This is a genomic window from Gelidibacter sediminis (assembly GCF_004364975.1).
In the GTDB taxonomy this organism is placed as follows: domain Bacteria; phylum Bacteroidota; class Bacteroidia; order Flavobacteriales; family Flavobacteriaceae; genus Gelidibacter; species Gelidibacter sediminis.
In genome coordinates this window covers 1,065,144-1,079,145 of sequence record NZ_SOBW01000008.1, presented here as the reverse complement: position 1 = coordinate 1,079,145, position 14,002 = coordinate 1,065,144, and the positions used below count along the sequence as shown (strand labels likewise).

Here is a 14,002-nt window from a genome sequence, read left to right as displayed (position 1 = left end):
GTTTTTAATTGATTCCAACAGGTTTCTAAACTCAATATTGGTACAGCTTTTGACTGTTGAGTTTTATTAACTTAAAAATTTTTTAGAAATATGAAGAAGCTTATTTTAGTGGTAGCATTGCTTGTTGTAGGCACAACTTTTGCACAGGAAGTTGATGACATTACTTCAAATAACTCATGGTTAAAGATTGGGATGAATACAGGCTTACCGGTGAGTGACGCTAATGACTATGCGTCGTTTTCTCTCGGCTTGGATGTAAAGGGGCAATTTTTGGTAACTCCTAATTTTGGTATTGGTCTCGCAACCGGTTATAGTCATGTGTTTGGTAAAGAGGGGATAGACGATTTTGGTATTGTTCCAGCAGCTGGTTTTGCAAGATACTACTTCCAAAAGAAAGGTTTGTTTATTGGAACAGATTTTGGGTACGGATTGTTGGTAAATGTTGACAACAATGAAGGAGGGCTTTATGTGAACCCTCAAATTGGCTATCATAATGACGATTGGAACATTTTTGCATACTACCAAAACACCTTTGCAGAACATGATGTAGACATTAGAATTTTAGGAATTGGAGCAACATATAATTTAAGATTTTAAACAGTCCACATTAATACATTTTAGAAGAGCAGTTTTTACTGCTCTTTTTTTTTGCATTCTAAAGACCATTACCCTTATTTTTGTGGGATATTAATTCGCTAAAACTTGACCAATATGAATACTATTATAGACACCAACTTTAATTTTCCAGGACAGAAAGGACTTTACAAAGGCAAGGTCAGAGAAGTTTATAATATCAATGATAATTTGTTGGTCATGATTGCTACAGATAGGTTAAGCGCTTTTGATGTGGTTATGCCCAAAGGTATTCCGTATAAAGGACAGATTCTCAATCAAATTGCGACCAAATTTATGGGTCAAACGGAAGATTTGGTACCTAATTGGTTGATTGCTACCCCAGATCCCAACGTTGCTGTGGGGCATTTATGCGAACCCTTTAAAGTTGAAATGGTTATACGTGGGTATATGTCGGGGCATGCTGCACGAGAATACAAAGCGGGCAAACGCATGTTATGTGGCGTGACACTTCCAGAAGGCATGAAAGAAAATGACAAGTTTCCGGAGCCTATAATTACTCCCGCTACTAAGGCTGAAATGGGAGATCATGATGAAGATATTTCTAGAGAGGATATATTACAACGCGGTATTGTTAGCGAAGCAGATTATGTGATTCTAGAAGACTATACACGAAAACTTTTTCAACGTGGGTCAGAAATTGCGGCGAGTAGAGGGTTGATTTTGGTAGATACCAAATACGAATTTGGAAAAACCAAAGAAGGTAAAATTGTATTGATTGATGAAATACATACCCCAGATTCTTCACGTTATTTTTATGCCGACGGGTATGAAGATCGTCAAGACAAAGGGGTGGAGCAAAAACAGTTGTCTAAAGAATTTGTACGACAGTGGCTCATAACTAACGGTTTTCAAGGTTTAGAGGGCCAGAAAGTTCCTGAAATGACAGATGCCTACATTGAAACTGTTTCTGACAGGTATATTGAACTCTATGAGAATATTATGGGTGAGGATTTCGTAAAGGCAGATGTGAGCCAAATACAGGCACGCATCCTAGCAAATGTGGAGCGTTTTTTATCTGAGTACCATTAGAACTCTTCGTCAGTTTCTTTGGTGTTTTTGTCTATTGGCTTAATGAGGTGCAATAATTTTCTGAGGTATTTGTAAATAAAAGCGTTGGTTTTTCCAATATGGAAAACAATAATACAGACTGCCACTATAAAGGCGAGCGCACCAAAAACTGCTTCCCAAGGTTCTAAGGATTTATAGTAGAAATGCTTTAAGCCAATTCCTGTAAAACTTCCGTAGATGATGATAAAATGGACCACATAAATATTAAGCGTTGTTTCGCCAATTCTAGTCACGATGGATTGCTTCATAAAACGTTCCAGAAAGTAAAAGAAGGCGAAATACAAGAGCACATTCCCCAATCTCAAGAATAGATAATTATAGTTAGCCGCTCTTTCAAACAATTCAATGTTTGTAATTCGAAACAATTGTTGCAGAATTTGTGTTGAATAAAACAGCAATAGAATGCTCAAAACAAAAAAGGCAGATACCGTAATCTGTTTAAAATATTTTCGTTGCGAATACTTAAAAAACAAGGTCGCTAAGAACCCGCCAAAGGCCACATAGCCAAACCACGGCAGAATTGTAAACACGCTGCCATTGCTTTTGCTCAAATAATTGGCAAAAACCAGCGGCACATTCTCTAAGGTCAACGTTCGGTAGAGTGGCTCAGTAACAAATATGACGCAACCTATTATAAAGAGCAAAATAGAGAGAATAGTGCTGTTTCTTCTGCAGAGAAGATAGAGGCCAATGAGCATTAGTAATGATAATCCGATACATTGAAGGACGTCAATGACCAAAAAATAGGTATCAAAATCACCTTTTAACCAAGAAAAAAACGGGATTCTCAGCGCATATCCAATGCCAATTAACATCACGCCACGCGTAGCACCTTTCCGTAAACGTTGTTTGTCACTTCCTTTAGCGTGAGCTTTTAATAGTAAATACAGAAAAACCAATCCTGAAATAGTAAAAAATGTAGGGGCAGTGATGCCTCTAAAATAAGACCAAACAGTATACGCTGTGTAGGAGTCATCTCTGTAAATGGGGTTAAGAAGTGTATCTACAAAGTGGCCTTGAAGCATCATTAAAATGGCAAACGCTCTTACAGCGTCAATAAAATAAAGTCGGTTTGCTTTCAATGAGGTTATGGCTAGTAAATGTAAAGATAATGTTAAAATCCAAAATTAATAACTTTTAAGTGTAAACGAGATTTTTTATATAACATTCTTAAAATTTCTAAGGTGAAAACTATATCTTTAAAATCGCTAACCAAATTTTACGAATGGAGACTTTAGATACAATCTTTCAAACCTATGCTGATTATGCTTGGGGTTTACCCTTATTGATATTACTAATTGGAGGAGGCCTATATTTATTGGGACGCTCCGGATTTTTGCCTTTTCGTTATTTTTTTCATGCCCTAAATGTTTTAAGAGGTAAGTACGATGACCCTAATGCTCCAGGTGAAATCACACATTTTCAGGCACTTTCTACTGCTTTGGCCTCCACTATCGGAATGGGGAATATAGCTGGGGTGGCTGTAGCAATTCACATTGGTGGGCCGGGAGCAATGTTTTGGATGTGGATGAGTGCCATTGTGGGCATGTCAACTAAATTTTTTACCTGCACCTTGGCTATTATGTATAGAGGTAAAGATAGTAATGGAGATATTCAAGGTGGGCCTATGTATTTTATTATGGAAGGTTTAGGCAAATCATGGAAACCATTAGCGGTGTTTTTTAGTATTTGCGGACTTATAGGTGCTTTACCAGTTTTTAACGTCAATCAACTTAAACAAGCCATTAATTTTATTCTATTGGAACCTAATGGGGTGGAAGTAAGCACTACCTCAAATATTATTATAGGAGTCATTCTTGTGGCAATAACAGCAGTGGTTATTTTGGGTGGATTGGACAGAATTAGTAAAACAGCATCTAAATTGGTACCAAGTATGGTAGTGCTATATTTTGCCCTAGTTTTGATCATATTGGGGGTATACCTTGACGAAGTACCACGTTATTTGGCCCTCATGTTCACCGATGCGTTTGCTGGAGAATACTATAACGGCGATTCTTTTTTAGGAGGTCTTGTTGGCGGATTAATTTTATTAGGTGTTAGGCGTGGTGCATTTTCTAATGAAGCTGGGATTGGGACCGCACCAATGGCTCATGGTGCATCTAAGACTAACGAACCTGTACGTGAAGGTTTGGTAGCCATGTTGGGCCCGGCAATAGACACACTCGTGGTGTGTACTTTAACAGCGTTAGCCATCTTGGTTACCGGAGTTTGGCAAACAAGCGAAGTTAATGGCGTAAGTTTAACGGCCGCAGCATTTAATGATGCTATTCCTGTGTATGGCAACTACTTGTTGTTATTATGTATAGCTACCTTTAGCATATCATCGTTGTTTACCTATTCTTATTATGGTACAAAATGCATGTCCTTTTTATTTGGAGCGCATAACAAGCATTACTATAATTATTTTTATATCGCAAGTATCATTCTTGGTGCAATTACACCTTTAAGTATGATGCTCAATTTGATAGATGGAACGTTTGCCTTAATGGCCATTCCTACAATGACGGCAACCATCATTTTAGCACCTAAGGTAATAAAGGAAATGAAAGCCTACGCTAAACGGATCAATTTGTAAACTCTAGAAAAAATTCTATGTTCTATGAATATAAAAATAATAGGAACGATTTTATAAGGAATATGATCAGCTTAAAAACTCTTTATGTGACCCCTAAATTTAAAAAGTTGGAAATAGTTTAGGTATTGATCAAGTTTAACCTAATTTAAAAATTATTTGATATTTTTGAGAAACGGGCCATACGTTCGTCATGTAAACAATGACCTAATCTAATTAACAATACGACAACAAAGCATAATAAACATGAGTCATTATAGTATTAAGAATCTTGAAGAATATTACCAAGTCTATAGAAAGTCAGTTAGAGAACCTGAAAATTTTTGGGAAGAAATTGCTGAAGAACATTTCCTTTGGCGTAAAAAATGGGATAAGGTACTCAGTTGGGATTTTAGCACACCAGAAATTAAATGGTTTGAAGGCGCAAAACTCAATATTACAGAGAATTGCTTAGACAGACATTTGTTGAATAGAGGTGATAAAACAGCAATTATCTTTGAACCCAACAGTCCAGATGAAGACGCGCAACACATCACCTATAAGGAACTGCATAAGCGTGTTTGTAAAATGGCAAACGTATTTAAAGACCAAGGGGTAAAAAAAGGAGATCGTGTGTGCGTGTATTTACCTATGATTCCTGAATTGGCCGTCACTTTATTGGCCTGTGCCAGAATTGGCGCCATTCACAATGTCGTATTTGCAGGGTTTTCATCAAAAGCATTGTCTACGCGCATTATTGATAGCGATTGCAAAATTGTGATTACTGCTGATGGGTCCTATAGAGGTAGCAAAAGCATAGATCTTAAAGGCATAGTTGACGAGGCACTTCAAGAATGTAGTGTTGATAAAGTGTTGGTTGTTAAACGTACCAATACTGATATTACCATGGTGGAAGACCGCGATATTTGGCTGCAACCCTTAATAGATAAAGCTGCTGCGGAATGTGAAGCAGAACTTATGGATGCTGAAGATCCGTTGTTTATTTTGTATACGTCAGGTTCTACCGGTAAACCAAAAGGTATGGTCCATACTACGGGTGGATATATGGTGTACACGGCTTATACATTTAAAAATGTCTTTCAGTATAAAGAAAACGATGTCTATTGGTGTACGGCTGATATCGGATGGATTACAGGACACAGTTATATTGTTTATGGCCCCTTGGCCAACGGTGCAACTACTGTAATGTTTGAAGGGGTGCCTCATTATCCTGATTTTGGAAGATTTTGGAAGATTGTTGAGAAACATAAGGTAAACCAATTTTATACTGCTCCCACAGCAATTCGCGCCCTAGCCAAGCAAAATTTATCATTTGCAGAAAATGTAGATTTATCTAGTATTAAAGTATTGGGATCAGTGGGAGAACCTATTAATGAGGAAGCTTGGCATTGGTATAACGACATTATAGGCAAGGGTAAAAACCCGATTGTAGACACCTGGTGGCAAACAGAAACAGGGGGGATTATGATTTCTCCTTTGCCATATGTAACCCCAACCAAACCAACTTATGCTACTTTACCATTTTTAGGAGTGCAACCAGCACTTATGGATGAAACAGGCGAAGAACTAAAAGGTAATCAAGTGGAGGGCCGCTTATGCATTAAATTCCCGTGGCCGGGTATGGCGCGTACCATTTGGAATAATCATGAACGCTATAAAGAAACCTATTTTTCTACTTATGAGAATAAATACTTTACAGGCGATGGCGCTTTACGGGATGAAGTTGGATATTATAGAATTACAGGTAGAGTAGATGATGTCGTAATTGTTTCCGGACATAATTTAGGGACAGGGCCATTAGAAGATGCAATTAATGAACATCCAGCGGTTTCAGAAAGTGCCATTGTCGGTTTCCCTCACGAAATTAAAGGGAATGCCCTTTATGGGTATGTGTCTTTAAAAGAGACAGGAGAAAGTCGGGTGCATGATAATTTGCGTAAGGAAATCAACCAATTGATCTCTGAGCGTATCGGACCTATTGCAAAACTTGATAAAATACAATTTACTGAAGCCTTGCCGAAAACAAGAAGTGGAAAAATAATGCGTCGTATTTTAAGAAAAATCGCGGAAAATGATATGAGCAATTTAGGCGATACAAGTACACTGTTAAACCCAGAGGTGGTTCAAGATATTATAGATCATAGGATTTCAGAATAAATGGGAGCTTTAGTTTCAACAGAAGATCAATTAAAAGAACGCATTAAGGAGCTGACCTGTTTGTATAATGTCAGTTCCTATATTGCCAATTGTAATCTTTATGATCTGGATCCAACATTTAAAGCAATAGCCGCCAGTCTTAAGGCGGCTATTCTCTATAATGAAGAGGCTTTTGTAGAAATGAAGCTGGGAGATACTGTTGTATGTGCTGGACAGCGGTTAAAGGATCAGGTATTTATTTTATCCGCCATTAAAGTATTTAATTTACCTTTTGGTTCCATAAAGATTGGTTATTCTAAAGAGAAATATAATCAGAATGTATTCTTAACTGAAGAAAAACAACTGCTCAAAACGGTGGCTTCAGAAATTGGGAATCTGATAGAACGTAAGCAAATTATTGAAAAAGAGGAATTAAGAAAGCGTCAAATGGAGCGCGCAGACAGGTTGGCCATTTTGGGTGAAATTACTGCAGGTATAGCACATGAACTCAATACACCATTGGCCAGTATCCTCGGGTTTTCTGAACTTTTGAAGGAGCGTTTTATCAACGACAATAATGCCCTACAAGACTTGGATAAAATAATGAACAGTGCCATATTTTCGAGAGAAGTTGTAAAGAAACTGATGTTCTTTTCGTGTGAAATGCCGCATCATATGCAACTTGTTAATATTAACCCGATTATTATAGAGGCCATAAACCTTTTAAAACCCAACTTTAGCAAAAAAGGACTGGAGTGTCGTTTAGCGTTTAATGAAGATGATATTTTTTTACGGGTAGATGCCATTCAGCTCACGCAAGTCATATTTAATCTTGTTATTAATGCCATTTATTTTTCTCCGAAAAATGGAATAATAGACGTAAATGTCAGCAACCAGCCCAAAGAAGTTGTGCTGCATATCAGTGATGAAGGCAAGGGCATTCCTAAGGAAATTTCAGAGCATATTTTTAACCCATTTTATACAACAAAACCAGTTGGTGAAGGTTCAGGTCTAGGATTGAGTGTGGTGCATGGTATCATGAAAAGCCATAGAGGTACTATAAAACACAGTTTCAATAAGCCTAAAGGAACAGTGTTTACATTGACATTTCCAAAAATATAAATATGAAGTTGGAAAAGGAAAATATCCTGATTGTAGATGATGATGTGCAAATTTTGGAGCTGATCCAACGGCATCTCAAATCATTAAACTACCATACGTATAAGGCCATTTCAGTAAAAGAGGCAATCGGGATCTTACAAGATCAATCTATTGATCTTCTAATCACAGACCTCCAAATGCCCGGTGTTGACGGTCTTCAATTGGTTAAGTATGTCTCAGAACATTTTCCTGAAATACCCAAATTGGCGGTCACCGGTTTTCCTTCAATAGATGGTGCTTTAGAGGCCATGAAATCCGGAGCTATGGATTATTTGACTAAACCATTCACCAAAGAGGAACTTAAAAAAGCTGTAGAAAAGTCTATTGCCTTACGGCCTGTGAAGCATACTCAAAATAAAAAATCAACGCTTAATAATCCTGGTTTTGGAGAACTGATTGGGCAGTCAGAGGCGTTTCGTAATGTTTCTAATATCATTGATAGAGTAAAAGAAAATAAGGCGACAGTTTTTATCAAAGGAGAGAGTGGAACAGGGAAAGAATTGGTAGCTCGTGCCATCCATTATTTGGGAAAATTTGCCGCAGCCCCTTTTGTTGCAGTAAATTGTGGTGCCATTCCTGAAAATCTGTTAGAAGCTGAACTATTTGGGTATACCAAAGGGGCATTTACTGGGGCAAATGATGACCGTAGTGGATTTTTTCAAGCAGCAAATAAAGGCACACTTTTTTTAGATGAAATTGGAAACGCGTCAATGGTAACACAATTGAGCTTGCTAAGGGTTTTACAAGAAAAGGAAATTATGAGAGTGGGCTCTCAAAAGGTTGAAAAGATAGATGTGAGAGTCATTGCTGCCACAAACGTAGATTTGAAGGAGTTAATTAAAAATGGCCGATTTAGAGAAGATTTGTATTACCGTCTCACTGTTGTTCAAATTGATGTTCCTCCACTACGAGATCGAAAATCTGATATTCCATTGCTTGTGGATAAATTTCTGTTTAAATATGGCGTAGAGTACAAAGATCGTATCGTAAAAATTTCAGAAGAGGCCTTGTCAGCTTTAGAGCGCTATGATTGGCCGGGAAATATCCGGGAGCTGGAAAATAGCATTCAACGTGCAGTGATAATGTGCGATAGGCAAGTGGAGATTGAAGATTTGCCTAAGTATTTAAAGTATCAAATAGATTTTCCAAAACAAGATATTTTTTTACCGCTGAAGGAAGTTGAAAAAAGACATATACTCAAAGTTTTGGAAGCAACAAATAATAATAAAACCAAGGCTGCAGAAATCTTACAGATAGATCGCAAAACCTTACGTGAAAAAATTAAATAACTGTTCCAATATTGGGTATTTATGACCCGTCGAGGAGATATTACCCGATATATGGAATTATATGTTTTAATTAAAACTTTATAATATATTGATTTTCAGATATATAACTAAATTTTAGCTTTTGAACGATTTAGCGGCATACCATTTGCTTTTAAGGGGTAAGCTATAAATATTTAATTATGAACACTCTCGAAAATAGTTTATGTGCCTCTTGTGAGCATTTGAAATATTGCTGTTTGACCAATGATAAAAGAGCCATTTGGTCTTGTAGTGAATACGAGGTGTCTGAGGATCATGATCAAGTTTTTCAAGAAAAATTTCTGAATCAAGCCAATGATTTATCTGCCTTAAGCAGTAAAGAGGAGGTGATCTTTTAAATATAACTATATGACTTTAACAAAAAAAATGAACGACAAAGAGGTTCCAAAACAAGGGATGCTTCAAAATGTAATGAAGCAATTTGATGCGGCCTCTGAATTGATGAATTTAAACCCTAACATCAAAAAAATCCTATCTGTTGCAAATAATGAACTAATCATTCATTTCCCAGTACGTATGGATAATGGCGATGTGGAAATTTTTAAAGGCTACCGGGTGCAACACAATAATGCACTAGGTCCATATAAAGGAGGTTTACGCTTTCATCCAACAATTGATATTGACGCAGTAAAAGCATTGGCAATGTGGATGACATGGAAAACGTCTTTAGCAGGATTGCCTTATGGCGGCGCAAAGGGAGGTATCCAAATGGACCCCTTAAAATATTCAACATCTGAGCTAGAACGTATTACAAGACGTTTTGCTTATGCGTTGGGAGATAATATTGGTCCTGAGCATGATATTCCTGCTCCAGATGTAAATACCAATGCACAAACCATGGCTTGGATTGCAGATACTTATATGTCAACAAAAACGCCATCAGAGCGCTCTAAAAATCAACATGTGGTCACGGGAAAGCCGGTGGGCTCTGGAGGTCTTGAGGGACGTGACAGGGCAACGGGGTTCGGTGTATTTTTGACCATTAAATATTGGGCAGAGTATAAAAACATTGATTTGAAAGATAAAACCTTCATCGTGCAAGGGTTTGGTAATGTTGGTTATTGGGCATCGCATTTTTTACAAGAAGTGGGCGCTAAAATGGTTGGTGTGCAAGATGCCTTTGGTACTATTGTAAACCCAAAAGGGTTGGAGGTTGAGTCGTTACTTAATCATACTCTAGCTAATGACGGAAGTATCTTAGGTTTTCCAGATTCAGAAGCGGTTGATAAGGATTCCTTTTTTGAATTGGAATGTGATATCTGTATTCCTGCGGCGTTAGGAAACCAAATTACGGAAGAACGCGCACGCAAAATAAAAGCTTTTTTAATTGCAGAAGGAGCTAATGGTCCTACTACAGTTGAAGCTGAAGTAATACTGAAGGACCGTGGTATTGACATAATTCCTGATATTCTTTGTAATTCAGGTGGTGTGGTAGGCAGCTATTTTGAATGGTTGCAAAACCGAAATGGAGAATTGTGGGGTCTTGATGAGATCATGATTAAATTAGATAAGAAAATTAAAGAGGTATTTAAAAAAGTTTATGAAACCTCTCAACTTAAAAATTTAGATATGCGCTCTACGGCGTATATGATTGCGATAGAGCGTATTGAAAGAGCGTATATACAACGTGGTATTTTTCCTTAATTATTAATAAATATGTAAACATGAAGTACGGTAATTTGATTTTAGAAAAGAAAGAGTATGTGATGATCAAACGCTTGTTGACACTCACAAAAGATTATAAAGATTCAACCCAAAAAGTATCGCTGACAAAGTTGTCAAAAGAAATGGAGAGTGCAGAGATTTTGGATGATGATAAAATGCCAGATGATGTTGTAAGAATAAATTCTGAAATTACAATTGCAACTCAAGATGGGTGGTCTTATACTTTTCAAGTGGTATTGCCCGCTGAAAGCAATAATTCCCAAAAGAAAATATCCTTGTTATTGCCAATGGGGGCAGCAGTTTTAGGGTACGCTAAAAATGATAGTATAAGTTGGACGTTCCCTGGCGGCGACAAAGACATTACAATTTTGGATGTCAAGCAAAACAACATAACAAAATTAAATATTGCGTAATGGAACCCTTAGTGAATTATGGTAATGAAAGGGATGATGAAATTGTCAAAAGACATATGCATCGGGAGCTTCACACCTGGATATCCCATTTGGATGCCATGAATGTGGAAGCCGAGCAGTTAGCTAAAATAGTTTCGCACAGAATTGGTGATAAGGATTTGCGTGATGCATTACTAGATGACATTAATGAAAACATCAATCTTTTAAATGAATTTTACTCTTATAGAAACTTATTTAATAATGTGATAGAGTGTGATGAATTGGAATGTGACCAGTTCTACATTCAAAAACACGACTATATATTTGAAAAATATGTGGCTTGTGTGACACAAAACCGTGCTATTAAAGACAAAGTATTTCAAAAATTGCTCGTTTAGTTTTTCTTATTAGTTGAATGCTATAATATTTGGTTGAGCAAGAAACCATAGTCGAATCCGACTATGGTTTCAATTTTTTAATACCTGCTTAAAATTAACATTGGTATAGGATTTCTTATTAAAATGGTATCTTTAAATTTTTAACACTAGAATAAACTAACAATTACAATATTACAAATGGATATAAAACTTGCGGTATTAATTGACGGGGATAACATCCCTTCAGCCTATGTAAAAGAAATGATGGAGGAAATTGCAAAATATGGCAACCCAACAATTAAACGTATTTATGGAGATTGGACCAAACCGCACCTTTCCAAATGGAAGAACATGCTCTTGGAAAATGCCATTACGCCAATTCAACAATATGGGTATACCGTGGGTAAAAATGCTACGGATTCAGCCATGATTATTGATGCAATGGATATTCTGTATACCGCCAAAGTTGATGGTTTTTGCATTGTTTCTAGTGATAGCGATTTTACACGTCTGGCAACCCGTTTGCGAGAAGCAGGTATGAAAGTGTACGGGATTGGTGAAAAGAAAACACCAAATCCATTTATCGTGGCTTGTGACAAGTTTATTTACATTGAAATTTTGAAGAATCAGAGTTCTGATGAAGAAGTAGTTTCAACTGAAACGTCCAAAACTACCAAAAGTAATGTTGATAAAATTACCCAAAAAGAAATTAAGTTTATCGCCGCTACTATAGATGATGTGGCAGACGAAGATGGCTGGGCTTTTTTGGGCGATGTAGGCGGATTATTGCAAAAAAAGCAGCCTAATTTTGATTCGCGTAATTACGGGTTTCAAAAATTAACACCATTAATCAAATCGCTAAAAGAATTTGAATTGGAACGTCGTGAAGATTCTAAAGGACATTATAAATTGATTTATGTACGCATAAAAGAAACGCCAACAAAACCGAAAAAACAAACACGCCATAAAAAGAAAACAGTCTCGAAAACATAATTGAAATTTAAATACAGATGTAATTAAAAACGACTTCAATAGGGGTATTGAAGTCGTTTTTGTTTTTGTACAGTTCCAATTATAATGGAATGTTTCCGTGTTTGCGTTTTGGGGCTTCTACCTTTTTATCCTTTAACATGGCAAAAGCTTTTATCAATTTGCGTCGTGTGTCTTTAGGTAGAATCACCTCGTCGATAAAGCCGCGCTCTGCGGCACTATACGGATTGGCAAAAAGACGCGCATATTCTGCTTCTTTTTCTTTCAACTTAGCCTCTTTATCCTCTGCCTTATTGATCTCTTTCTTAAATATAATTTCAGCCGCTCCTTTGGCACCCATTACCGCAATTTCAGCACTTGGCCAAGCAAAATTCATATCCGCACCAATATGTTTAGAGTTCATAACGTCATAGGCACCGCCATACGCTTTTCTGGTAATCACGGTTACTCTAGGCACGGTGGCTTCACTAAGCGCATAGAGCAGCTTAGCACCATGAACAATAATACCGCGCCATTCTTGGTCAGTTCCTGGTAAGAACCCTGGAACATCTTCTAAAACAAGCAAAGGGATGTTGAAGCAATCACAAAAACGTACAAATCGCGCTGCTTTCTTAGAACTGTTCACATCTAAAACGCCTGCTAAGTACATTGGTTGGTTGGCCACAATGCCAATACTTCTACCACCCAATCTGGCAAATCCTACTATAATATTTTCGGCATAATCTTTATGGATTTCGTAAAACGAATCGGTGTCAATAATTCCATTAATAACGCTGTGCATGTCATAAGGCTTATTGGCGTTGTCCGGGATAATATTGGAAAGTACGTCTCTAACTTCATCTCTTAATTCAAAAGGTAAAAGAGGTGTGGTTTCTGTATTGTTTTGGGGTAGGTAACTAATTAACTTCTTAATATCTTCCAAACATTCAATATCATTGGAAGCAGTAATGTGTGCTACGCCAGATTTCGTAGAGTGCGTACTCGCACCACCCAATTCCTCTGAGGTCACATTTTCATTGGTAACTGTTTTAACCACATTAGGGCCCGTAACAAACATATAGCTGGTATCTTGTACCATGATTGTAAAATCGGTCATTGCAGGGCTGTAAACTGCGCCACCCGCGCAAGGCCCCATGATGGCTGATATTTGCGGAATCACTCCAGAGGCTTGGACATTGCGATAAAATATATCTGCATATCCCCCCAAACTCCTAACGCCTTCCTGAATTCGTGCACCGCCAGAATCATTTAATCCAATAATCGGAGCGCCAACCTTTACGGCTAAATCCATTACCTTACAAATTTTCTCAGCATGTGTTTCCGATAAGGAGCCTCCAAAAACTGTAAAATCCTGAGCAAACACATATACCAATTTACCATGTATCGTACCATAGCCTGTAACAACACCATCACCATAGAATTGCTGATCGGCCATTCCAAAATTTTTAGCCCGATGGGTAACCAGCGCGCCAATTTCTTCAAAAGAGGCTTCATCCAATAAATATTCCACACGTTCTCTTGCAGTAAGTTTCTTCTTTTCGTGTTGCTTGTCAATACGATCTTGACCACCGCCGAGATAAGCCAGGGCAAGTTTTTCGTTCAGGTCTTTTATCTTTGATTCCATATTTTTAATTTCACTTTAGATGCAAACGATAA

General features: G+C 37.4%; 13 protein-coding genes. 11 read left to right on the top strand and 2 right to left on the bottom strand.

The genetic code is table 11. The annotated features are described in order from the left end of the window. The first annotated feature begins 90 nt into the window (after positions 1-90). Positions 91-597, top strand: coding sequence for a hypothetical protein (locus BXY82_RS11445; RefSeq protein WP_133758317.1), 507 nt, complete (start codon positions 91-93; stop codon positions 595-597). A 114-nt stretch (positions 598-711) separates the two neighbouring features. Then, positions 712-1,665, top strand: a complete 954-nt coding sequence (locus tag BXY82_RS11440; RefSeq protein ID WP_133758316.1) for a phosphoribosylaminoimidazolesuccinocarboxamide synthase — start codon at positions 712-714, stop codon at positions 1,663-1,665. On the opposite strand, the gene BXY82_RS11435 is transcribed toward BXY82_RS11440, so the two are convergent. Further along, on the bottom strand, positions 1,662-2,786 hold the full coding sequence (locus BXY82_RS11435; protein WP_133758315.1) for a heparan-alpha-glucosaminide N-acetyltransferase domain-containing protein: 1,125 nt from the start codon (positions 2,784-2,786) through the stop codon (positions 1,662-1,664). The two genes, BXY82_RS11440 and BXY82_RS11435, sit on opposite strands and share 4 nt — an antisense overlap. Before the next feature lie 143 nt (positions 2,787-2,929). Between BXY82_RS11435 and BXY82_RS11430 the strand changes: the two genes are divergently transcribed. The 9 genes from BXY82_RS11430 to BXY82_RS11390 all read left to right on the top strand — a co-directional run bounded on the left by BXY82_RS11430 (position 2,930) and on the right by BXY82_RS11390 (position 12,349). After that, on the top strand, positions 2,930-4,300 hold the full coding sequence (locus tag BXY82_RS11430) for an alanine/glycine:cation symporter family protein (RefSeq protein WP_133758314.1): 1,371 nt from the start codon (positions 2,930-2,932) through the stop codon (positions 4,298-4,300). A gap of 243 nt (positions 4,301-4,543) precedes the next feature. Continuing rightward, positions 4,544-6,454: an acetate--CoA ligase gene (gene acs, locus BXY82_RS11425; protein WP_133758313.1), complete on the top strand. Its 1,911-nt coding sequence runs from the start codon at positions 4,544-4,546 to the stop codon at positions 6,452-6,454. Further along, on the top strand, positions 6,455-7,555 hold the full coding sequence (locus BXY82_RS11420) for a sensor histidine kinase (protein ID WP_133758312.1): 1,101 nt from the start codon (positions 6,455-6,457) through the stop codon (positions 7,553-7,555). 2 nt (positions 7,556-7,557) lie between these two features. After that, positions 7,558-8,883: a sigma-54-dependent transcriptional regulator gene (locus BXY82_RS11415; protein WP_133758311.1), complete on the top strand. Its 1,326-nt coding sequence runs from the start codon at positions 7,558-7,560 to the stop codon at positions 8,881-8,883. A gap of 179 nt (positions 8,884-9,062) precedes the next feature. Beyond that, entirely contained in the window at positions 9,063-9,260 is a 198-nt protein-coding gene (locus tag BXY82_RS11410; protein ID WP_133758310.1) for a hypothetical protein, read from the top strand. A 10-nt stretch (positions 9,261-9,270) separates the two neighbouring features. After that, positions 9,271-10,566 (top strand): Glu/Leu/Phe/Val family dehydrogenase, encoded by a 1,296-nt coding sequence (locus BXY82_RS11405; RefSeq protein ID WP_133758309.1) that lies wholly within the window; start codon positions 9,271-9,273, stop codon positions 10,564-10,566. A 20-nt stretch (positions 10,567-10,586) separates the two neighbouring features. Further along, the gene (locus BXY82_RS11400) at positions 10,587-11,000 is read left to right on the top strand and encodes a GreA/GreB family elongation factor (RefSeq protein WP_133758308.1); all 414 of its coding nucleotides are present in this window, start codon (positions 10,587-10,589) and stop codon (positions 10,998-11,000) included. After that, the gene (locus BXY82_RS11395) at positions 11,000-11,377 is read left to right on the top strand and encodes a hypothetical protein (RefSeq protein WP_133758307.1); all 378 of its coding nucleotides are present in this window, start codon (positions 11,000-11,002) and stop codon (positions 11,375-11,377) included. Before BXY82_RS11400 ends, BXY82_RS11395 begins: the two co-directional genes overlap by 1 nt. Before the next feature lie 177 nt (positions 11,378-11,554). Beyond that, complete coding sequence (locus BXY82_RS11390) at positions 11,555-12,349, top strand: NYN domain-containing protein (protein ID WP_133758306.1); 795 nt, start codon at positions 11,555-11,557, stop codon at positions 12,347-12,349. Positions 12,350-12,428: 79 nt separating this feature from the next. Here the strand turns inward: BXY82_RS11390 and BXY82_RS11385 are convergent, their stop codons facing one another. Then, positions 12,429-13,970, bottom strand: coding sequence for an acyl-CoA carboxylase subunit beta (locus BXY82_RS11385; RefSeq protein WP_133758305.1), 1,542 nt, complete (start codon positions 13,968-13,970; stop codon positions 12,429-12,431). Positions 13,971-14,002 lie beyond the last annotated feature (32 nt).

What these genes read in the sequence shown, in the direction of transcription:
- BXY82_RS11440 (WP_133758316.1), top strand. Translation starts at nt 712, where the DNA reads ATGAATACTATTATAGACACCAACTTTAATTTTCCAGGACAGAAAGGA.
- BXY82_RS11415 (WP_133758311.1), top strand. Translation starts at nt 7,558, where the DNA reads ATGAAGTTGGAAAAGGAAAATATCCTGATTGTAGATGATGATGTGCAA.
- BXY82_RS11445 (WP_133758317.1), top strand. Translation starts at nt 91, where the DNA reads ATGAAGAAGCTTATTTTAGTGGTAGCATTGCTTGTTGTAGGCACAACT.
- BXY82_RS11420 (WP_133758312.1), top strand. Translation starts at nt 6,455, where the DNA reads ATGGGAGCTTTAGTTTCAACAGAAGATCAATTAAAAGAACGCATTAAG.
- BXY82_RS11395 (WP_133758307.1), top strand. Translation starts at nt 11,000, where the DNA reads ATGGAACCCTTAGTGAATTATGGTAATGAAAGGGATGATGAAATTGTC.
- BXY82_RS11385 (WP_133758305.1), bottom strand. Translation starts at nt 13,970, where the DNA reads ATGGAATCAAAGATAAAAGACCTGAACGAAAAACTTGCCCTGGCTTAT.
- BXY82_RS11430 (WP_133758314.1), top strand. Translation starts at nt 2,930, where the DNA reads ATGGAGACTTTAGATACAATCTTTCAAACCTATGCTGATTATGCTTGG.
- BXY82_RS11405 (WP_133758309.1), top strand. Translation starts at nt 9,271, where the DNA reads ATGACTTTAACAAAAAAAATGAACGACAAAGAGGTTCCAAAACAAGGG.
- BXY82_RS11410 (WP_133758310.1), top strand. Translation starts at nt 9,063, where the DNA reads ATGAACACTCTCGAAAATAGTTTATGTGCCTCTTGTGAGCATTTGAAA.
- BXY82_RS11400 (WP_133758308.1), top strand. Translation starts at nt 10,587, where the DNA reads ATGAAGTACGGTAATTTGATTTTAGAAAAGAAAGAGTATGTGATGATC.
- BXY82_RS11390 (WP_133758306.1), top strand. Translation starts at nt 11,555, where the DNA reads ATGGATATAAAACTTGCGGTATTAATTGACGGGGATAACATCCCTTCA.
- acs (WP_133758313.1), top strand. Translation starts at nt 4,544, where the DNA reads ATGAGTCATTATAGTATTAAGAATCTTGAAGAATATTACCAAGTCTAT.